This is a genomic window from Streptomyces venezuelae, from assembly GCF_008642315.1.
In the GTDB taxonomy this organism is placed as follows: Bacteria; Actinomycetota; Actinomycetes; order Streptomycetales; family Streptomycetaceae; genus Streptomyces; species Streptomyces venezuelae_D.
Map to the genome: position 1 here is coordinate 8,679,524 of NZ_CP029192.1, position 19,835 is coordinate 8,699,358.

The 19,835-nt window shown below is 70.5% G+C and carries 21 protein-coding genes; 7 read left to right on the forward strand and 14 right to left on the reverse strand.

What is annotated here, in order from left to right:
• Positions 1-91 precede the first annotated feature (91 nt).
• Both DEJ48_RS38360 and DEJ48_RS38365 read left to right on the forward strand, forming a co-directional pair.
• On the forward strand, positions 92-652 hold the full coding sequence (locus DEJ48_RS38360; RefSeq protein WP_150220693.1) for a hypothetical protein: 561 nt from the start codon (positions 92-94) through the stop codon (positions 650-652).
• Positions 645-1,193, forward strand: a complete 549-nt coding sequence (locus DEJ48_RS38365; protein ID WP_150220694.1) for a GNAT family N-acetyltransferase — start codon at positions 645-647, stop codon at positions 1,191-1,193. The genes DEJ48_RS38360 and DEJ48_RS38365 overlap by 8 nt, the downstream gene beginning before the upstream one ends.
• A gap of 86 nt (positions 1,194-1,279) precedes the next feature.
• On the opposite strand, the gene DEJ48_RS38370 is transcribed toward DEJ48_RS38365, so the two are convergent.
• On the reverse strand, positions 1,280-2,272 hold the full coding sequence (locus DEJ48_RS38370) for a TIGR01777 family oxidoreductase (protein ID WP_150220695.1): 993 nt from the start codon (positions 2,270-2,272) through the stop codon (positions 1,280-1,282).
• Between the two features lie 204 nt (positions 2,273-2,476).
• Here DEJ48_RS38370 and DEJ48_RS38375 point away from each other — a divergent pair, with 204 nt between their 5' ends.
• Both DEJ48_RS38375 and DEJ48_RS38380 read left to right on the forward strand, forming a co-directional pair.
• On the forward strand, positions 2,477-3,262 hold the full coding sequence (locus DEJ48_RS38375; protein ID WP_150220696.1) for an SAM-dependent methyltransferase: 786 nt from the start codon (positions 2,477-2,479) through the stop codon (positions 3,260-3,262).
• A gap of 199 nt (positions 3,263-3,461) precedes the next feature.
• Positions 3,462-4,634, forward strand: coding sequence for a serine hydrolase domain-containing protein (locus tag DEJ48_RS38380; protein ID WP_223832373.1), 1,173 nt, complete (start codon positions 3,462-3,464; stop codon positions 4,632-4,634).
• Between the two features lie 60 nt (positions 4,635-4,694).
• Here the strand turns inward: DEJ48_RS38380 and DEJ48_RS38385 are convergent, their stop codons facing one another.
• From DEJ48_RS38385 to DEJ48_RS38410, 6 genes are all read right to left on the reverse strand, one after another.
• A complete protein-coding gene (locus DEJ48_RS38385; RefSeq protein ID WP_190537852.1) occupies positions 4,695-5,033 on the reverse strand; it encodes a DUF6233 domain-containing protein in 339 nt (112 codons plus the stop codon).
• The gene (locus DEJ48_RS38390) at positions 5,026-5,223 is read right to left on the reverse strand and encodes a hypothetical protein (protein ID WP_150220697.1); all 198 of its coding nucleotides are present in this window, start codon (positions 5,221-5,223) and stop codon (positions 5,026-5,028) included. The genes DEJ48_RS38385 and DEJ48_RS38390 overlap by 8 nt, the downstream gene beginning before the upstream one ends.
• Before the next feature lie 76 nt (positions 5,224-5,299).
• Positions 5,300-5,761 (reverse strand): carboxymuconolactone decarboxylase family protein, encoded by a 462-nt coding sequence (locus DEJ48_RS38395; protein ID WP_223832374.1) that lies wholly within the window; start codon positions 5,759-5,761, stop codon positions 5,300-5,302.
• 156 nt (positions 5,762-5,917) lie between these two features.
• The gene (locus DEJ48_RS38400) at positions 5,918-6,298 is read right to left on the reverse strand and encodes a hypothetical protein (protein ID WP_317850949.1); all 381 of its coding nucleotides are present in this window, start codon (positions 6,296-6,298) and stop codon (positions 5,918-5,920) included.
• Complete coding sequence (locus DEJ48_RS38405; RefSeq protein WP_150220699.1) at positions 6,252-6,776, reverse strand: GNAT family N-acetyltransferase; 525 nt, start codon at positions 6,774-6,776, stop codon at positions 6,252-6,254. Before DEJ48_RS38405 ends, DEJ48_RS38400 begins: the two co-directional genes overlap by 47 nt.
• A gap of 194 nt (positions 6,777-6,970) precedes the next feature.
• Positions 6,971-8,602: an MFS transporter gene (locus DEJ48_RS38410; RefSeq protein ID WP_150220700.1), complete on the reverse strand. Its 1,632-nt coding sequence runs from the start codon at positions 8,600-8,602 to the stop codon at positions 6,971-6,973.
• A 146-nt stretch (positions 8,603-8,748) separates the two neighbouring features.
• On the opposite strand from DEJ48_RS38410, the gene DEJ48_RS38415 reads away from it, so the two are divergent.
• Together DEJ48_RS38415 and DEJ48_RS38420 are read left to right on the forward strand one after the other, a co-directional pair.
• Complete coding sequence (locus tag DEJ48_RS38415) at positions 8,749-9,351, forward strand: helix-turn-helix domain-containing protein (RefSeq protein WP_150220701.1); 603 nt, start codon at positions 8,749-8,751, stop codon at positions 9,349-9,351.
• 114 nt (positions 9,352-9,465) lie between these two features.
• Positions 9,466-10,323, forward strand: coding sequence for a class I SAM-dependent methyltransferase (locus DEJ48_RS38420; RefSeq protein ID WP_150220702.1), 858 nt, complete (start codon positions 9,466-9,468; stop codon positions 10,321-10,323).
• 45 nt (positions 10,324-10,368) lie between these two features.
• Here the strand turns inward: DEJ48_RS38420 and DEJ48_RS38425 are convergent, their stop codons facing one another.
• From DEJ48_RS38425 to DEJ48_RS38445, 5 genes are all read right to left on the reverse strand, one after another.
• The gene (locus tag DEJ48_RS38425; RefSeq protein ID WP_150220703.1) at positions 10,369-10,794 is read right to left on the reverse strand and encodes a DUF3592 domain-containing protein; all 426 of its coding nucleotides are present in this window, start codon (positions 10,792-10,794) and stop codon (positions 10,369-10,371) included.
• 227 nt (positions 10,795-11,021) lie between these two features.
• Entirely contained in the window at positions 11,022-11,831 is an 810-nt protein-coding gene (locus DEJ48_RS38430; RefSeq protein ID WP_223832375.1) for a GNAT family N-acetyltransferase, read from the reverse strand.
• A 62-nt stretch (positions 11,832-11,893) separates the two neighbouring features.
• A complete protein-coding gene (locus tag DEJ48_RS38435) occupies positions 11,894-13,456 on the reverse strand; it encodes an amino acid permease (protein WP_150220705.1) in 1,563 nt (520 codons plus the stop codon).
• Between the two features lie 127 nt (positions 13,457-13,583).
• Positions 13,584-14,618, reverse strand: coding sequence for a hypothetical protein (locus DEJ48_RS38440; RefSeq protein ID WP_150220706.1), 1,035 nt, complete (start codon positions 14,616-14,618; stop codon positions 13,584-13,586).
• Between the two features lie 985 nt (positions 14,619-15,603).
• Positions 15,604-16,503 (reverse strand): alpha/beta fold hydrolase, encoded by a 900-nt coding sequence (locus DEJ48_RS38445; RefSeq protein ID WP_150220707.1) that lies wholly within the window; start codon positions 16,501-16,503, stop codon positions 15,604-15,606.
• Between the two features lie 109 nt (positions 16,504-16,612).
• Here DEJ48_RS38445 and DEJ48_RS38450 point away from each other — a divergent pair, with 109 nt between their 5' ends.
• Positions 16,613-17,038 carry a winged helix-turn-helix transcriptional regulator gene (locus tag DEJ48_RS38450; protein ID WP_150220708.1) on the forward strand — a complete coding sequence of 142 codons (426 nt, stop codon included), beginning with the start codon at positions 16,613-16,615 and terminating at the stop codon, positions 17,036-17,038.
• Positions 17,039-17,116: 78 nt separating this feature from the next.
• Here DEJ48_RS38450 and DEJ48_RS38455 read toward each other — a convergent pair whose 3' ends face one another.
• Entirely contained in the window at positions 17,117-18,547 is a 1,431-nt protein-coding gene (locus tag DEJ48_RS38455; RefSeq protein WP_223832376.1) for an FG-GAP-like repeat-containing protein, read from the reverse strand.
• 177 nt (positions 18,548-18,724) lie between these two features.
• The gene (locus DEJ48_RS38460) at positions 18,725-19,777 is read right to left on the reverse strand and encodes an LLM class flavin-dependent oxidoreductase (RefSeq protein WP_150220710.1); all 1,053 of its coding nucleotides are present in this window, start codon (positions 19,775-19,777) and stop codon (positions 18,725-18,727) included.
• Positions 19,778-19,835: the final 58 nt, after the last annotated feature.

Consider the following 19,835-nt stretch of genomic DNA (forward strand, 5'->3'; position numbering starts at 1 on the left):
GCTCGGCTCGAGGCTCCCTGTGGCGGCCGCCGATACCAATACCGCTGGTACCGCTGGACTCCTGATCAGCGCACCTGCGAGGCTCGGCCTCGTGAACATTCTCGATGTCCTGACCACCATGGCGAAGACAGGCAGGCTGGGCCCGGTCTTCATCGGAGCCGACTGGAACGACGTGACGGCGGCACTCGGCGAGCCGTGGGACATCGGGACGATGAGCCGGAGGCGCGAGTGGCCCAGGCTTTTCGCCTACGGGGACCTTGAACTGAGCGTCTGCCGCTGCCGGAAGGTCTCGCTCATCTGCGTGCAGACCTGGCGTGACGTCATCGATTTTCCGCCGTCACTGGCCGGGGGGACGGACACCTTCCCGGCAGAGCTCGGGCACACGGACGTCGTTGCCGCCTTGGACACCACAGGTTGCTCCTGGGAGCCGTACGCCCCGCTGACCTTCGGCGATCAGCGCACGCTCCTCGTCACCCCGTCGAGGGCGACTTTCACCTTCGCGATCCCCGAGGGCGAGGACCCCGTGCTGCACGTGATGGGCCTGCCCGGCGACGGACACGACTGCTCCGCACAGGCCGCGGCGGGCCGGGGCCACCGAGCCGGGGCGGGGTCCCACGGGCCGGACGAGCGACAGGTTGCCCACCATGGCTGAACTCGGCGCCGTCGCCTGGCCACCCGCTCCGATGAGGACCGAGCGGCTCGTGCTCCGTGAGTCCCGGGCAGGGGACCGTACGGCGTTCATCGAGCTGTTCGCGTCGTCGGAGGTGCGCACGTATCTCGGTGGTCCTCGTCCGCGCGACGAACTCGAACGCGCCGTGCCGGAGATACCCGGGCGCCGCCCCGGTGTCTTCGTGGTCGAGCTCGACGGGGCGCCGATCGGCACGGTCATGCTCGACCGACGCGACGCGGAGCGTCCTGGGCACCTCGGCCCGGAGGGGGCGGAGGCGGAGCTCGGGTACATGCTCCTGCCGAGCGCGTGGGGACGCGGGTACGCCGCCGAGGCGTGCGCCGCGGCACTCGACTGGTTCGCCGCCGTGCTTCCCGGCGAGCCGGTGGTGCTCTGCACCCAGACAGCGAACGACCGCTCGATGCGCCTCGCGGCGAAGCTGGGGTTCGTGGAGGTGGCACGGTTCGAGGAGTTCGGTGCCGAGCAGTGGTTCGGCGTCCGGTCCCCGGTGACGTCGGCCGATTGACCGGAGGCCGCCTCCGGGCTGTGGTGTCGGCTCAGGGCTCAGGCTCACGCTCAGGCGCCGACTTGGGATTGTCGTGTGCGGGACCGTCACCGACGCGCGCGCTGCATCCGGAGCGGCTGCCGTGTCTGCCGCATCCGACGTGTCTGCCGCGTCCTCCGTACGAGATCCGCCGCCGCGGACGGCCAGGCTCCGTACTCGAAGGTGAACCCGGCGTCCCTCAGTCGCCCTGGCACCACCCGACGGCTCTTCAGGAGGAGTTCGGTGTCGGAGCGCAACACGAAGGCGCCGACCTCGGCCATCCACCGCGTCGCGGGCAGCCAGACCGGCATGCCCCAGGCGCCACGCAACGCACGCATGAACTCCCGTTGCGGCAGCGGGCCGGGAGCGGCGAGATTGACCGGTCCGGTGATGTCGTCCCGGTCGATCAGGAATTCCACGGCCCGTACGAAGTCGCGGTCGTGGATCCACGACACGTACTGCGCGCCGCCCGCGACCGGCCCGCCGAGGCCGAGCCGCGCCAGCCACAGCAGGTAGTCGAAGACGCCGCCGCGGTCGGGGCTCATCACCATCGCCGATCGCAGGGCCACCTTGCGCGTGTCCGGCGTCGCGGCCCGCTCCTGCTCCCGCTCCCAGTTCCGCGCGATCTCGACGCTGTAGGACCAGTAGCCGGGGAGGCCGGGCTCATCGCCGCCGATCGCGCCGGTGACCTCGTCGTTCGGTGCGTCGAACCGGTGGGCGTAGATGGTGGCGGTGCTCATCTGGAGCCAGACCCGGGGCGGCTTCCGGGCGGCGGCGATCGCCTCGCCCACGACGCGCGCGGAGTCGACGCGCGAGTCCATCATGGCGCGGAGGTTCTCGTCGGTGTAGCGGCAGCTGACGCTGCGTCCCGCGAGATTGATCACGACGTCACTGCCGTCCACCGCCTCCGCCCAGGGGCCGAGCGTGCGTCCGTCCCACGGGACCTCACCGTCCCGCTCCGGATGTCGTGTCAGAACCACGACCTCGTGGCCCGCGGCGGCCAGCGCCCGGCGCAGCACGCCGCCCACCTGGCCGGTCCCTCCTGGCAACACGATCTTCACTGGGCCTCCCCTCCCGTGACGCGACGCGACACCTGAAGTCGTATGTCGTACAGCGAGCGTACGACCAGCTCGTACGGGCGCGGAGCGCGGCCCGGCCCTGACCGCGCCTGACTGCGGAGAGGAGCGCCAATGCCAGGTCCGCAAGGTGGTGTTGCTGTGGCAGACTGCGGCGCGCCACGTCTCGCAGCAGCAACGGAGTAGGCCATGACCGCAGGTGCACCCAAGCCGACGATCGACACCAGCAATCCGCATCCCGCCCGTGTCTACGACTGGCTGCTCGGCGGAAAGGACAACTACCCCATCGACGAGGCCGTGGGGGAGAAGCTGCCGCCCCAGGCGCGGGACGCCGCACGGCAGAATCGTGCCTTCATGCACCGCGCGACCGCCTGGCTCGCGAGCCAGGGCGTCGACCAGTTCCTCGACGTCGGCACCGGTATCCCCACCGAACCGAACCTGCACCAGATCGTCCAGGAGATCGTGCCGTCGGCGCGGGTCGTCTACACCGACAACGATCCCATCGTGCTGCGGCACGCCGAAGCCCTGCTGGTCAGCCGGCCCGAGGGAATGACGGACTACATCCAGGCGGACGTCCGCGAGCCGCTGGAGATCCTCGAGCATGCCCGCACCCTGCTGGATTTCGACCGGCCGATCGCGCTCTCCCTGATCGCGCTCATGCACTTCCTGCCCGACGACCAGGACCCCTACGGCATCGTGCGCACGCTGGTCGACGCCATGCCCTCGGGCAGCCACCTGGTCCTCTCCCACGCCTCCTCCGACCTCTTCCCCGAGCTGTCGGCGCAGGTCACTGCCGAGTACGCGAAGGGCGGCATCCAGCTCGGCTTCCGTACCCGCGCCGGGGTCGCCCGCTTCTTCGACGGCCTCGAACTCCGCGAGCCGGGCCTGGTGACAGCCACGGAGTGGTTCAACGGCACCGCGCAGCCGGACACGGAGGACTGCGGGATCTACGCGGCGGTGGCGCGCATCCCGTGACGGGCGGGGGAGGCCTTGAGGGGAGGTCCCGCGTCCCGCTGCGGGGGAGGTCCCGCGTCCCGCTTGAGGGGAGGCCCCGCGTCCCGTGACCCGTGTACCGCCCCACGCACTCGACCGGTTGGAGCACAGCCGCGCGCAGGTTCGTGACGCACGGGTGAAGCTGGACCTCCCATCGCGCCCACGCCTCAGGAGTCCTCCGGTGCCAGCTCGCAGCCCACGGCGGCCACGCCTTCCCCTCGTCACCCTGCTGGCCGTCGCCTGTGCGGCCGGGCTGGTGTCCGCCCCGGCCCAGGCCGCGGGCCCATCCGCCGACGACGACCGCGCGCTGCGACGGCAGTTGCGGGAACTGACCGCCGCCCCCGGCGGGCCGCCCGGTGTGATCGCCGTCCTCAAGCGCGGATCCCGCACCGAGGTCTACCGGGCCGGAGTAGCCAGGACGGGCCCCGGCCGTCCGATCGCGACCACCGATCACATGCGCATCGCGAGCACGGCCAAGGCGTTCAGCGGCGCGGTCGCCCTTCGGCTCGTCAGCCAGGGGAAGCTGCGACTGAACGACACCATCGGCAAGGTGCTTCCCCAGCTGCCGCGCGCCTGGCACCGGGTGACGCTGCGGCAACTCCTCGACCACACCAGCGGGCTGCCGGACTTCAGCGCGAACCCGGAGTTCCTCGCCCTGGTGAGAGAGGATCCGCGCCGCCACTTCGACTCCCGCCGACTGCTGGACTTCGTGGCCGACGAGCCGCTGGAGTTCCGTCCGGGCAGCCGGTACGCGTACTCCAACTCCGACAACATCGCCGTGGCGCTGATGGCGGAGGCGGCGACGGGATGCCGCTACGAGGAGCTGCTCGACCGGCTCGTGTACCGCCCGCTGAATCTGCGCGGCACCAGCCTCCCGCAGGGGTACCGCATGCCCAGGCCGTACATGCACGGCTACGACGTCACCCCGCCGGACCCGCCGGAGGACGTCAGCGAGGTGCTGAGCGCCTCGGGCGTCTGGGCATCGGGCGGGATCATCTCCACGCCGAAGGACATGACGGCCTTCATCCGCGGTTACGCGGGCGGAAAGCTGATCTCCGACAGGACTCGCCGGCAGCAGCTGAAGTGGGTGAACGGCGCATCCGAACCCGCCGGGCCCGGGCAGAACAAGGCCGGTCTGGCCGTCTTCCGGTACAAGACCCGCTGCGGCGTGGTCTACGGCCACACGGGCAACTTCCCCGGCTACACCCAACTGATCGCCGCCACCCCGGACGGCAAGCGGTCACTGACGGTCTCCCTCACCACCCAGATCAACAAGAAGACCAAGCCGAGGCTGCTGAAGCGGGTGCGGAGCGTGGAGGAGAACCTGGTCTGCGCGCTGCTGCGCAAGGACTAGCGGACGAGGTTCGCCTCCGGGGGCTACTCCAGCACGCCCAGCTCACTGTCTCCGGGGGATCTACTCCAGCACGCCCAGCGCACTGTCTGGCCGACAGTGCGTACACGCCCGAGTGCCACGCGCCAGCTCCCACCGCGCCTCGTCCCGCGTCACGGGGGAGCGTCGCTTCCCGGCCGCGTAACAGTCGCCGCGGTGCACCTCGATGGGCGGGCCACCCTGTCCGATGCCCCGCTCCACGATCCACTCCGGGGCCGGCGGACGGACCTGCTCGCCGCGTGTCCGCTCGGCCTCGCGCCGTTCCTCGTCCGCGATCCACCGGTCGGTGCGTGCCAGGTCCCGCGCCTGTACGCGCCTCAGGAACCGGAGCAGGTCGAGGCGTGAGACGGACCTCTCATCCACCTGAGCGTGCCCGGCGCCGCAGCTCCGCGCGCTCGGCCGGTGACATGGGTCGGGCGGCGAGCTGCTGCGACAGCCGGAGCAGGCGGCGCCGCAGCTCGGTCCGGCCGGGCTGGTCGGCGAGCTGTCGGTAGGTGGCCGTCCATGCCCGTTGGGTCTGCACGAGGTCGTCGGGGATCGAGTGGCGGCGCATGCCTCGTACTAGATCATATGTTCGATTTTCTGTTCAAGCGCGGGTGCGGCACCCGCGCCCGGACCCCCCCGTCGCGTCACTTCCAGGGATCGGTGAACGACCGGCCCGGCACCGGCTTGGCGATCAGCGCCACCGGGATGAAGAAGCCGACCTGGCCGATGGCGAACATCAGGGTGGCGAGCGCCTTGGCCCCGTAGTGCTCGGCCGCCTGCGCGTACAGCCCGTCGGAGACCCTCTCGCCGCCCGTGGACGGCTGAAGCACCGCTTCCACGAGCGCCAGTGCGGCACGCTCGGCACCGGTGAAGTACGGGGAGTCCTGCCAGGACGCCACCGAGGTGAGCCGCTCCTCGGACTCCCCGGCCTTCCGAAGGAATCCCGTGTGCAGAACGGTGAGGTAAGTGCTGCCGACGATCTGACCGGCACGCAACTGCACCAGACCGATCGTGGAACGCGGAACCGAGCCGTTGCCGGTGACCTTGAACAACGCCGCCGACACCTCCGCCAGCTCGGGAACGAGCTCCGCGGGGTCATCGGACATGCGCGGAACCATCCGGGGCTCCGTCGTGATCGAACGTGCTGCCGTCATCGTCACCATCTCCTCGGGGTTGTCGAGTTGCTGTCACTGTCCCGACGGAGCGCGAGGGAAAAAGGTGACAGGCAACCGCCGGCGGCGACGGGCGGAGAGCCATCACGGTCAGGCCGTGGGACCCGGCGCAGGGAGATCGAGGGAGCGCGCCACCGCGGCCGTGACGGCAGTGCAGTGGTCCGGCAGGTGAGCGGAGGACCACTCGGCTGCCAGCGCGAGGAAGCCGGTCAGGTCCCGCTCGACACCGACGAGCAGGTGACGGAGCTCCGGTACGCCCAACTCGATCACCGGACTGTCGCTCTCCTCGATGTTCACGGTGAGCCGGACGGTGTCGCCGAAGCGCTCCGCTGTCGGTGAGACGGGGTCGTGTCCGAAACCGCCGGTGGAGTCGTCGATGACCCGCAGACCGCCGGACGCGATGGGGCTACGGGCTGCATCATGATCACCCGGCCGAGTCTCCCGCGTGCCGCCCTTGGGCCGCCTCTTCATTACGTTCCGGTTCATCACGTTCCGGGCCGGACGGCTTGGTGGTCATTCTGATCTTGATGTTGTTCTCGCCGTGCCGGAATTCCTCGTGCAGGCCCAGTCGCTGGTAGAGGGCGCGGGCCCGCTCGTTGACGACGAGGACGTCCAAGGCGAGGTCCTGGCCCTGTCGGCGGGCCTGGTGCAGGAGGCCGCGGATGAGCAGGCTGCCGATGCCGCTTCCCTGGTGGTCCGGGTGGATCTCGATCCGTGCCAGGTAGATCTCGGTCGGCCGGTGTTCGACGTGGAGCATGCCGACGTCCGTGCCGTCGGCGGTGACGATCTGCCATCGGTCAGGTGTGAACGCGCTTGCGTGGAAGCCGCGTTGGGTCCCTTCGTCCCAGCTCCAGATGCTCGTGATGTGGTCGCCCATGGCCGCTCTGTGCAGCTGGAAGCAGTACTCGCTGTCCGCGGCAGTGGCCGGCCGCAGGTCGATGGCGGTCATGTGACCTACTCCAGGGTGCGCTCGGCGGTGCAGTGCGACGTGCTCTGTTGAGCTCGGGCGCCCAGCAGCGCGGTACCGCGCAGCCTGTACCGCGCCGCTGGACGCGCATGAGGGTTGATGTGCCCAGAGACGGGGCAGCTAAGCCGCTGCACAGCCGCAGCCAGCGTCAGTGCCACAGCCATACGGCTGCGCGGTCACTGGACGGCGGCGCTCTCAGCCGCCCCCGTTGTCCTTGTTCCCGCCGCCTCGTCCACCCCATCCGCAACGGCGGCGGAACCCGAGTCCCTCGGGCCTCGAAGAGCAACGTAGACCAGCAGTACGCCCATGACGGCGACGCCCGCCCACATGGCCTGCTGCCAGCCGTCGACGAAGGACTGTTGCGCGGTGTGGACCAGATCCCGAGAGTGGCTGCCCGTGCTCGGGGCGACCTCGACGGCGTTGGCGACGCCTTGGCGTGCCGTCTCCGCGACGCCCCGCGGGATCCCGTCGAGCTTGTCGGCGATGGCACCGCGGTAACCGTTGGCCAGGAGCGCGCCGAGCATCGCGACACCCAGGGCGGTGCCGAGTTCGCGTGTGACGTCATTGAGTGCCGAGGCGACGCCCTGTGCGGCGCGGGGCAGGGAACCGGTGATGGCCTCGGTGGAGGGAGTCATCGACAGGCCCATGCCGATGCCCATGGCGAGCATGCCGGCGAGAACGGACAGGTAACCACCGTCGACGGAGACGAACAGCGCCATCAAGGCGAGGCCGAGGGCGGACAGGGCGATGCCCACGGTCATGGTGGAGCGGGCGCCGACCCTGGCGGCCATCTTGGGGGCCAGGCCGGACGTCGCCATCATCATGACGGCCATCGGCATCATCGCCACCGTGGACAGCAGGCCCGACCAGCCCAGCACGGCCTGGAAGAACGGGAACAGGACGACGGCGATACCGGCCTGCACACCGAAGACGACGAGCAGCGTAAGGGAACCGCCGGCCAGCCCGCGCCGACGGAAGAGGCGTACGTCCAGCAGTGACGCGTCGCGCCGGTGCAGCTCCCAGGCCACGAAGGCGACGGCGGCGACGCCACCGACGGCCAGACCGATGAGCGAGACAGGGGCGGTCCAGCCGCGCTCGGGGCCTTCCTGCAGGACGAAGATGAGCCCGACCACGGCGATGGCGGACAACGACGCGCCGACGATGTCGAAGGAATGGGCGGAGTGTTCACGGGAGTTGGGCACCGACTTCACGGTCATCGCCAGCGCGACGACGACCAGTGCCACGGGCAGGGTGAACAGCCACCGCCAGTCCGCGACGTCCACGAGGAGCGCGGAGAGGAACATGCCCAGGATGCCGCCACCCCCGGCGACGCCGGTCCACACTCCGATCGCCTTGCCCCGTTGCTCCTCCGGGAAGGTGGAGGTGATGACGGCCAGCGTGATCGGCATGATCATCGCGGCGCCGACGCCCGCGGCCACGCGCGCGCCGATCATCACCGCGGCCGATGGTGCGAGCCCTGCGACGACGCCGGCCGTGCCGAAGACGATCAGTCCGGCGACCAGCATGGGCTTGCGGCCCCATCGGTCGCCGAGCGCACCGAGCGGCAGCAGCAGGGCGGCGAGGACGAGGGTGTAGATGTTGATGATCCACAGGACCGTGGTCTGCGAGGCGCCCCACTCCACGGCCATGTGGGTCTGGGCGACGTTCAGGCCGGACACCGACGCGATGACGGCCATCAGCGCGATCGACACGGCGATGAGGATCGCGCGCAGCTGACGCGCGTCCGGCGTGCCGCCGATACCACTTGTGGGTGTGGCAACTGTCTGGGGAGGCTGGTTGTCACTCATGTTTTCCTCTCGAAAAGGGCGTGCGAGACGTCCGCATGCGCCTCGCCACCGGGCCCGCCCGCGACATGTCGCGCCATTCCGTCGTACGGGGCCACCAGGCATCCGACGTTAAGCACACCTTGCACAAGAGGCATACGATGTTGCCCATGACGCAAGAAGATGGGGCGCTGGACAGCCTCGTACGCAAACGGATCCGCGCCCTGCGCGTCGCCCAGGGCTGGTCCTTGGAGGAGCTGGCCACCCGCGCCCATCTCAGCCAGTCCTCACTGAGCCGGATCGAGAACGGGCAGCGCCGCCTCGCACTGGACCAGCTCGTCACCCTCGCCCGCGCCCTGGACACCACTCTGGACCAGCTTGTGGAGAACGCCGCCGACGACGTCGTCATCAGCCCGACGATCGACGGTGCCCACGGTCTGATGCGGTGGCCCGTGAAGGGTGACCCCGGCCTGAGCGTCATGCGTCAGCGCATGACCGAACCCCCGCCCGACAACCCCGCCCGCATGCGGGCGCACCCCGGCCGCGAATGGCTCGTCGTGCTCTCCGGCACCGCGATCCTCATGCTCGGCCACCGCCGGTACCGCGTCGAGACCAACCAGGCCGCCGAATTCCCCACGATGATGCCGCACGCGATCGGGGCCGAAGGCGGCCCGTGCGAGATCATGGGCATCTTCGACCGGGACGCCCGCCGCGGCCACCAGCGGGACGCCGACGGCAGCGGCGAGAGGGCCGGCACGCAGGGAGCGGGGTGAGGTGGTGCTCAGGCTGGTGCTGTTGTTGCGGGCCGAGCATCGGACCGCGCCATCGTCTTGCTTTTGAAGCAAGAACTCGAGCGTTCCACGCATGACGCTCGTACGGTTGCGGACATGACGCACGCACACGCACACGCACACTCACACACGCACACTCACCACGACGACAGAGGACAGGCGGAGATCCTCGACCTGGACGCCGAGGTGCTCGCGGAGCACATCGCGTCCATCACCGCGTGGCTTCCCCTGCGGGCCGAGCCGCGCCGGATCGTGGACCTGGGCTGCGGCACGGGCGCGGGTACGTTCGCGCTCCTCGAACGCTTCCCCGAGGCGAACGTGACCGCGGTCGACGCCTCAGCCGGGCATCTGCAGCTCCTGCGCGAGAAGGCCTGCGCCCGCGGCGTCTCGGACCGGGTGAGCACCGTGCAGGCCGACCTCGACCTCGGCGACTGGCCCGACCTCGGCACACCGGACCTGGTGTGGGCCTCGGCGTCGATGCACCACATGGCCGACCCCGACCACGCACTGCGCAGTGTTCACCAACTGCTCGCGCCGGGCGGCCTGTTCGCCGTCGTCGAGCTGGACGGCTTCCCCCGCTTCCTGCCGGCCGACGCCCCCGAGGGTCGGCCGGGACTGGAGGAGCGCGCCCACCGAGCGACCGACAGCTTCCACGCGGAACACGTCCCGCACCGTGGTGCCGACTGGGGTCCGATGCTGGCCGCCGCAGGGTTCACCGTCGAGGACGAGCGCACCGTCACCGTCAACATCGAGGGCAACCGCAGCGAGGCCGTGGGCCGCTACGCCCACGGCAGCCTCCAACGCATCCGCGGCGCCGCCGAGGCCACGCTCAGCCCCCAGGACCTCGCCGCCCTCGACGAACTCCTGGACGCCGACGGCCCGCACAGCGTCCTGCGCCGCGAGGACCTCACGGTACGCACGGACCGCACGGTCTGGGCAGCCCGCCGCACCTGACCGCGGGCTGCCGGGTCGCCCTTCGGCGCCGCGCAACCACCACCCTCACCAGTACTGGATCATCATGTTGGTGCAGATGATGATCCCCACTCCGAGGACGCCGAGACCCAGCACCGTCCGGAACATGTCCTTGCCCGGACCGGGCTCGGAGGCGGTGGCCTTGTCGGGCTCGTCGCCCGCGTAGTACACGAGGGTCTCGTCGCCCGCCTCGCGGCTCGGCGGGCCACCCGACTCCTTGAACCGGACGGCCATGCCGTTCGTCGTCGTGAAGTCGTACTCGTGCCACTGAATGCGCCGCGCCACGTTGTTGACCATCTGGACGGTGATCCAGGCACGCACCACCCGCGCCTGCGCGGTGAGCCCGCTCTCCCATGCCGCGCGCCGTTCCCGCGTCCGGCGCACGATCGCGTAGGCGGCCCAGAGAGCCAGCACGATGAGCAGCGGGAAGAAGACGTGGAAGACGAAATCCATGCGGTACGTACCCCCGTACGCGAGAAAGGCAGCAGGCAGCCACGAGCACCGCGGCTGCCTCAGATCACGGTGCACGCGGACCCTACCCGAGGCTCGACGGGAGCATGACACCGCAGTGCGTTCCTGATGCCAAGCGCGGCCACGGGCGTATATGCGACCTGGAGTTGGTACGCGTCAGGGGCCGGTCCCCTCCTCGGCCGCGGGAGGGCGGAGCCGGCCCCGACCGATCACTCCGCCAAGTTGTAGAAGTGGATCGGCGTGTTCGGTTCGAAGCCGATGCGCGGGTACACCGGTGCCCCGGCGACAGTCGCGTGCAACGTGGCGCGGGTCAGGACCGTCGCCGTGGCGCCCTCGTAGAGGGCCTTGCGTGTGACCGCTTCGCCGTAGCCCTTGCGCTGCCACTCCGGGTCGGTGGCCACGAAGGCCACGAAGAGGCGGCCCTCCGCCTCGACCGTCGCCGCGCACGCCACCGGAACGTCGCCGCGCATGGCCAGGTACGCGTACATCTCGCTCGTCCAGTGCGCGGAGCCGGTCAGACCGTCGCGGCCCTCCTCCAACGGGAAGCCGTACGCACGTGACTGGAGGTCCGCGTAGGCCCGCAGGTGCTCCTCGGTGCGCACGCGCACGAACGTCAGGTCGGGGTGGACCGGGTCGGGGACGGGGAGGAGGTCTCCGGCCATGCCCGTGCCGGGGAAGGCGTACTGCAGGCCCGCCCGCTCGGCCGCCGCCGTCAGCGTGGTGCGGGCCTCGCCGTCGAGGAGGTCCTCGAAGAGCCACAGGAAGCCCGGGTGCTTCTTCGCCCGCATGATGTCCGCCGCCTGCGTGAGGCGTTGTGCGAGGAGGTCGGGTCCCACTCCTGATTCGGTCAGCGTGATGGTGTTGTAGAACGAGAACTGGCAGTCCGCCCAGCGGACGGCGATGCCGGGGAGGTCGCGTACATCCGCGTCCGCGTCGCGGTCGAGCACCAGGCCCCGCCAGGCCACGGTGAGCTGTCGTGCCGATTCGATGGACGCCGTGGACGCCGTGGGGTCAGTCACCGTACTCCCAGAGGTAGTCGAGGCCGTTGAGGATGTCGTCGAGGACCTCGGTGTCGTTGTCATCAGATGATGCCCTCGAACTGCTTGTCCTCGGTGGGGGAGCTGGAGCGGGGCACATGGTAGGAGTCGCGGTCGAAGCGCCGCCACAGGGCCGCGATGAGGAAGGCCACCACCACGGCCACGGGCGTGTAGTTGAACGTGCTGGCCGTGACCGGGCTGCTCTGCGGCAGCAGGAACAGGACCGTGACCGCCGCCGCCCACACCACCGCGATCCAGCCGATCGGCCGGCTCCAGCGGCCCAGGTTCCAGGGGCCTGGGGAGAACCGGTCGCGGTGGATGAGCCTGAGCAGTACCGGGATGGCGTATGCCGAGGTGAAGCCCACGACCGAGATGGCGGTCACGGCTGAGAACGCCGTGTTGGAGTACAGGGAAGGCAGCGCGAGTACGAACGCCACGACGACCGCGAGCCAGACCGCGTTGGCGGGGATGGCGGTGCGGCGGCTGACCTTCTTCCAGCGCGCCGATCCGGGCAGGGCGCCGTCACGGGCGAAGGCGTAGATCATTCGGCTGGCGCTCGCGGTCACGGTGTAGCCGCAGAGGAACTGGGCCACGATGATCACGAGGAGCAGGGCCTTGGCGGCCGCCATGCCCAGCGCGTCGAGGAGGATCTGCGCCACGGGCACGCCGGTCGGGCTCGCCAGGGTCGCCGTGTAGTCCTGGACGGCGAACAGCAGCGTCGTCAGCAGGATGCCGCCGGCGATCCAGGACACCGCCACCGAACGGAAGACACCGCGCGCCGCGGCGACGGACGCGTGGTTGGTCTCCTCGCTCAGGTGGGCCGAGGTGTCGTAGCCGGCGAGCGCGAAGACGGGCAGCAACATGCCCAGCAGAATCACGTACGCCGGGGCGCCCCAGCCGGTGTGGTTGGTGAACTCGGAGAAGACGAAGCCGGCCGACTGGTGGTGGGAGGGCACGAGCGCCAGGGAGCCGATGATGACGACGGCTCCGGCCAGGTGCCACCACGCGCTGATGGACGTCAAGATGTTCATCAGTCGGGTGCCGAAGAGGTTCAGGATCGCGTGCAGGGCGAGGATGACCGCGTAGATGGTCAGCAAGGAGCCCGAGCTCGCGGTGTAGTCGAACTGCAGGTTCAGCCACGCGGCGGTGAACGTCGCGATGCCGAAGTCCTGGGCGGCGATGCCGCCGAGCAGGCCCAGGAGGTTCAGCCAGCCGGTGTACCAGCTCCACCGCTCGCCTCCGAGCTGACGGGCCATGTAGTACAGGCCGCCGCTGGTGGGGTAGCGGGAGGTGATCTCGGCCAGGGCCGCGGCGAGGCACAGCACCAGCGGTCCGACGGCGAGCCAGCCCCACGTGATGACCGCGGGGCCACCCGAGTTCAGGCCGTAGCCGAACAGCAGCAAGGTCCCCGACATGATCGAGATGACCGAGAGGGAGGCGGAGAAGTTGCCGAAAGCTCCCATGCGGCGGTGCAGTTGCTGGGTGTAGCCCAGCGACTGGAGGAGGCGCGCGTCCTCGCCGTCGCGGTCGACGTTGTGGTCCGGGCCCTGGCCGACGCCGAGGTCGGCCGGGTTCCTTTGCTGGCGCGGTGTTCTCATCGCAGTCATCGGTTCTCCGCACGGGGAAGCTGGGTCGGGGGTGCAGGCGGGGTGGGGCGGTGTGCCGGCCAGTGGTTGGGTTCGTATTCGTCGGCCTCGTCGGCCTCGTCGGCGACGCGGTCAGGTCGGTCCGCGGTCACGGGTGGCCTCCCGTGTGCCGCGGCTGGGATCTAAGGCAGGCGACGCGGTCCTCCTCGAATGCCTTGCGCCACTGGTCCGCCGGGTACCGGGCGTCGTAGTGCCACGGGGCGGGAGTGGCGAAGTCGCCGATGGCGGCGAACACTTCGGCGGCCCACTGGGCGAAACCGCCCCTCGCCAGGGCGTAGGCGAGGTAGTTCAGGTCCAGCTGGGAACTGGTGGCCGGCTCGCTCTTGCGGAACCAGCCCTCGAAGGCCTGCGTGATGGCCCGGGTGGTGTCCTCCCTGGTCCACAGGAGGTTCAGCATGACCGCCCCGCCGTTGTCCCGTCGCTCGCGGTGCTCCTGCACGCGGGCGTAGAGGGGCAGCAGAAGCAGCGGTGAGTCCGGCGGCGCGAAGGAGACCGTCCAGCGGGCGAAATCCGTCGCGACCGCCTGGCGGCCCGCGGGGCCCGGGCGGGCCTGGAGCGCCTGGGACATGCGGTGCCATGCCTCGCGGTTGAACGGATCTCGTCGATGCACTTCCGACAGCAGCCCCCACGGCCCGCCGGGCAGCAGATACTCGTGGGGCGGCGGAGTCAGATGATGCTCCGGGTAGCGCCCCGCGCTGTCCGCTTCGGCCAGGGCCAGGCGGCAGATCCAGGGCACCGCGTCATCGGGGTTGCCCTCGCTCGCCTGATGGCACGCATCCCGGGCACGGGCCATGAGTTTGTCGAGGTCCTGAGCCTTGCGGTAGTCACGCGCCCAGTCCCGCCGGTGGGCCTGCAACACTCGTTCGGTGGCGACCCGGGCGTACATCACGCGGGCCGCGAGGCTCTCCGGCTCCTCTTTCAGCCACAACTCCACGACGTTGGCCTGCGCCGCGACGACGCCCAACACCTGGGTGCGGGACGTCCATTGCGGCCAGTTGCCCGTACGAGCCAACACCTGCCGCATCTGCATCCAGTAACCGGCCCGAATGTCCTGCACGGCCGCGTACAGATCCGTGTCGCGTCCGGCCGGGTTCACACCGCCTGCGGGGCTTGAGCTCTCCATCAGCGCCCCTTGGGGCCGGACGGGCGGCACAGGCGGGAGTACGGGGGTCTGTCGGCGTGAGCCGGGACAGCCGATCGGGTCGGCGGAGCCGCCTGCTGAATCCCGTCATGAGCGCCGAGGCCCGCCGGGAAGTGTGAGCACGACACCGGGCGGTGTGCACTGGCGGCCATGGGTAGAAGGATCCTCGGGGCAGTGGGGGTGGGTGGCACGGTCGTACCGGGGACAGCGGTGTGGCCGACGAGCAGGGCGGAGACGACCGCTGGCGCAAGACCGGGCCGGTGGCTTTCGCCCGTGGCCGGTAGCGAGTGCCCGACAGGTACTTAAGTGCCTGGAGAGGCGCATGGCCAGGGATTCCAAGATTGTTTGGCTGTACAGGTGCATCTTTCGGCCACGCGACGAGTGGGCGTCGCCATGCGTAACCACGGGGCCACCCGGCGCACTTGGGTGCTGTGCCGCCGGGGCTCGGACGCTCGCAGACGTGTGTGTACGGCGGTGCTGCGAGGTGCCGCCGCCCTGGCAGGCGAGGGGTGGCTCCCCCTCGCTCCCTGCGGTTGATCGAGGGGCGGCAGCAAACTGACTGTGGTGCAGGCGAGTTGGCTGATGCGTACGCGCCGCGTGGGGCGCCGTGTCGCGGTCGCGCGGGTGTCCCAATGGCGGCCTTTCGAACGCGAGATCATTCGGCCAGTTCGATGCGGTGATCACTGGCTGTGAGCGGACGTCGACGTGGACGGATATGCGGCGAGATCCACGCTTCGGGCGGATTGGGGCCGGGCGGACGGGCGGAGAGCGGGCGTACTCGCGCGTCGAACGTGCTGCGAGGAGAGGGGGGAGTCGGGAGGGCGAGGCGGCGCGCCGGGAGTGGGCCGATACGTTCAGGCCACCGTGAGAGCTGCGCGCTCCGGGGAGTTCCGACACAGGCCCTAGGGGCGGGACAGGACGTGTATCGAAGGGCAACTCTCCTCCGGGGGCGGGCTCCCGGGCCCGGTCACGTTGTTTCGGCGTTCTCGTCGGCCAGGAACGGACGCAGCAGTGCGAGCAGGGCGCGGGGGCGGTGCAGCGGGATGATGTGGCCGCAGTCCTCGATGACGTGGCCCGTGAGATCGTCGGTGATCGGGCGGAGTTGGCGTTCCAGTGCCGCACCGACGGGCCGGGCACCCAACGCCATGGTCGGGACCTTCAGGCGGGCGGTGGCGACCGCCTGCTCGATCTGTGTCGCGCTCTCGGGCAGTGCCCGGTAGTACGAGAACGCGCGGCCCAACGCCTCGCGGCCGGTGTATGCGCGGACGAAGGCGTCCCGGAGAGCGGGGTGCACGCCCTCGCCGAGCGTGCCGGCGCGCAGGAACCAGTCGACGTAGTCACCTTCGTGGCCCTCCAGCACGGTCTCGGCAAGGCCGGGCGCGGCGGAGTGGAAGCCGAACCACCACGGCGGCCCGTCGGCGAGGAACTCCTCGGCGCCGGGCAACCTGCCCAGCAGGGACTCCATGACGACCAGGCGCCGGACGAGACCGGGGCGGCGCAGGGCGAGGAGGAAGGCCGGTGCGGTACCCGCGTCGATGCCCACCACCGCCGCCGAGGGCACGCCGAGCGCGGTGAGGAGCGCCGCGGCGTCCTCGGCCAGGGTTCCCGCGTCGTACCCGGAGGCGGTCCCGCTGCTCGCGCCGAACCCGCGCAGGTCCGGCGCGATGACGCGGTAGCGGTCGGACAGGTCGGCCATGACGTCAGTCCAGACCTCCCAGGTGTGCGGGAACCCGTGCAGCAGCAGGACGGCCGGGCCCGATCCGGCGAGGGCGACGTTCAGTTCGACGCCGTTGACGGGGACGCGTCGCAGTTCGGTGACCGGGACGCGCCGCCCTTCTGTGGCGGGCGCGCGCTGCATTTCGGGCATGGAGAGGCTCCAGGTGGGGTGGTCCGGTGAAGATTGGTGACCACGTCACGCTAGGGAACTACTCTGCTTCCTCCAAGACGGCACTTTCCCTTCAGGTGGTGAACCCGGAGTGACCACATCGAGGCCCGGAGAACGCAGCAGGCGGCCCGGCGAGCGGGGTGATGTGCTGAATCCGCTCTGCCCGACCCGCCAGTTGCTCGACCGTATCGGCACCAAGTGGACGTCGATGGTGGTCAAGGTGCTGGCGGAGGAAGCGCCGGACGAGCTCCGGTTCGCGGAACTGCGACGCCGTATCCCCGGCATCTCCCAGAAGATGCTGTCCGTGACCTTGCAGAGCCTCGTCCGCGACGGCCTGGCCGCGCGCCGCGTGGAGCACACCGTGCCGCCCGCCGTGCACTACCGGCTCACCGAGCTCGGCCTGTCCCTCGAAGGGCCGCTCTCCGCGCTGCGGGTCTGGGCCGAGACGCACATGCCGGAGATCGTTCGCAGCAACCAGGTCGCCGACGGGTCACCCTCCGACCAGGGCGTGGATTGAACGTGCCCGTCGCAGCCGCCCGTTGGCGGCCGCCACTGGTGCGGCCGCCACGCTTGCGGTCATGTCTCGTGAGGGTCGTCAGCCGGCGAGCTGCAGGCCGAACTTCGCACCCTTCTCGGGGTCTCCGAGTTTCGCGGGCGCGAGCGTGCTCGCGCCGGTGGTGGTCAGGCCGCCCGTGGTGCCGTAGAGGTTCCACAGGGCGCCCGAATCGGTGAAGGTGCCGTCCTCGCCGGGGGCCGTGGCGGTCAGGTCGGCGTGGCCGTCCTTGTCGAGGTCGGTGAGGCGCACCTGGCGGCCGAAGTCGTCACCGCTCTCGGCGACGCCGGGCACTCCCGCGGTGGTCTGGTTGTAGGCGACGGCGCCCTTGCCGGTCATGCCGCCTTCGGCCTTGGACGCGCCCTTGAGGACGACGACCGCACCGGTGCCGGCAGCCGCGTCCAGGCTCTCGCCGGGGACGCCGACGGCGACCTCGGCCCTGCCGTCCCCGTCCACGTCGCCGGCGCTGAGGGAGGCGCCGAACGCGTCGTCGTCCTCGCTCGCCCCGGGGACGCCCGCGGTCGCCTGGGTGATGACCTTCTTGCGCGCGTCGGTCGGTCCCGCCGAGCTGCCGTACTGGATGGTGATGCTGCCCGGGTGGGAGTCGATGACTTCGGTGACGCTGCCGATGTCGCGGGTGATCAGGTCGCCGTACCCGTCGCCGTCGACGTCGCCGACGGTGCCGCTGTAGGCCGTGCCGAGCTTGGTGGAGGTGTGGCTGACGCCGCTGCGGCCGCCCTTGAAGAAGCGGGCGTCGTGCGTCATCTCCTCGAAGCCGTGCGTGCTGACGATGTCGTCGACGCCGTCGCCGGTCAGGTCGCCGGTGATGAAGGAGCGCAGGCCGGTGGGCCCGTCGCTCGTGACGACGCTGTCCTGGGACGCGGGCTTGCCGGCGCGGGTGAACGGGCCGTACTCGACGGTCATCCCGGAGACGTCGGGGTCGTCGCTCGGTACGTCGTTGACGACCAGGTCGCGCTTGCCGTCGCCGTTGAAGTCACCCGTGGCGAACTCGGAGTTCGCATGCGGCAGGAGAGTGTCCGCGCCGGTCAGCCCGGCGGCAGAGCCCCACAGGACCGTGGCCTTGTTGCCGCTGTCGTCACCGCCGGTCACCAGCAGGTCGGTGTAGCCGTCGGCGTCGAGGTCGGCGGGAACCGTCTGGTAACCGAAGGCGAACGTGCCCTGGAGCTCGCCGGGGACGCCCGGGGTGGCTCGGCTGATGCGCTGGTGGGACTCGGTGCCGGGCCCGGATGCGGTGCCGTACACGATGGAGACGTAGCCCGCCTTCTCGACGCCGTCGACGGTGCCGTCCGGCGCGGAGACGGCCAGGTCGGCGTAACCGTCGTGGTTGAAGTCGACGACCGGGGTGCGGGGCGGCTGCGGGGCAGCGGCCGCGGTGCCGGCGGTGACGGAGACGGCAAGGGGTGCGGTCAGCGCTACGACGGCGATGGCGCTGATGAGTGTGCGGCGGGGCACGGGTCCTCCTGTCGGGAACGGCTGTGACGTGGGAGGAGACAGGCCCTTGGGGGCGAGGGTTGTATGCCTCGTGAACTCCGTTACGTGATCCAGACGTTTGACGTGCGACATCCGCTGTTCACGTGCTCCGGTGGGCAACTCGCCGAGCCCGGTGCCCCGGCCCCTCGCTTCACCGCTTCACCGCAAGAGCCGCGCCAGCGCGGTCATTTCCGCTTCGGGGTCCGCCACGGGGTGGATCACGAGCTCGTCGACTCCTGACTTCTCCAGCGCGTCGATCTGCCGCGTGATCTCGTCCCAGGTGCCGACCAGGCCGAACTTGTCCACCAGTGAGGGCACGACGAGGCCGCGGTCCTCGGCGGGGAGACGGCCGAGGTAGTCGCGGTACAGGGTGTGGTGGCGGTCGGGGGCGGTGGCGGTGGTGCCGCGCAGGTGGAGCAGGTGCTCGACGGCCGCGGACTCCTCCGGCGGGAGCGCCGCGCGGAAGGCGGGGTTCTCCACCGCGAGGATCAACGCGCTCACCGCGATGTGCCCCATCGCGTCCTTGACGGCCTGGCCGTAACGGTCCTCGCCGTCGCCGAGAACGTACAGGGATGAGATGAGGTACGAGGGCGGACGCTCGGCGTCGTACGCGGCTGTCGGCGTCGCTGCCGCCCGGCGGGCCTCGCCGAGAGCGGACCAGGCCGACGGGGCGTGCAGCGCGAAGGAGATCAGCCCCGTACCCAGGCGGCCGGCGATGGCGGCGACCTTCGGGCCGAACGCGGCCATCACGAACTCCACCGGGTCGTCGGTGTTGACGTAGCCGTCCGCGTGCAGGAAACGCACCCTGCTGGTCCGGGTCCCCTCGCGGTACTCGGTTTCGCGGCCGGCCGTGAGGTCCTGCAGGGCGCCCGTGAACGACTCCAGCTCCGCGAGCTTCGCAGGACGCATGCCCAGCGTTCGGCGTGCGGTGTTGCCGGTGCCGACTCCGCAGATGACGCGGCCGGGAGCAAGGGCGTTGAGACTGCCGAGCGCTGCCGCCGCGGCGGGCGCGGACCGCAGTGCCGGTGAGGTGACCCCGATGCCGAGCTTGATCCGGCCGGTGGCCTTGGCGCAGAGCGCGAGGCCGACGAACGGATCGCCGTGGACCATCGGAGTGTCGTACACCCAGAAACTGCTGAAGCCGAGTTCCTCCGCACGCGCGGCCAGACGCTCCAGACCCGGGCGCGCGCTCATGACGATGCCGGTCCGCATGCTGATCCCCTTCGCCGTTGCCGCTCCCACCGCAGTGGGCTTCACTGAACCTGCCTGC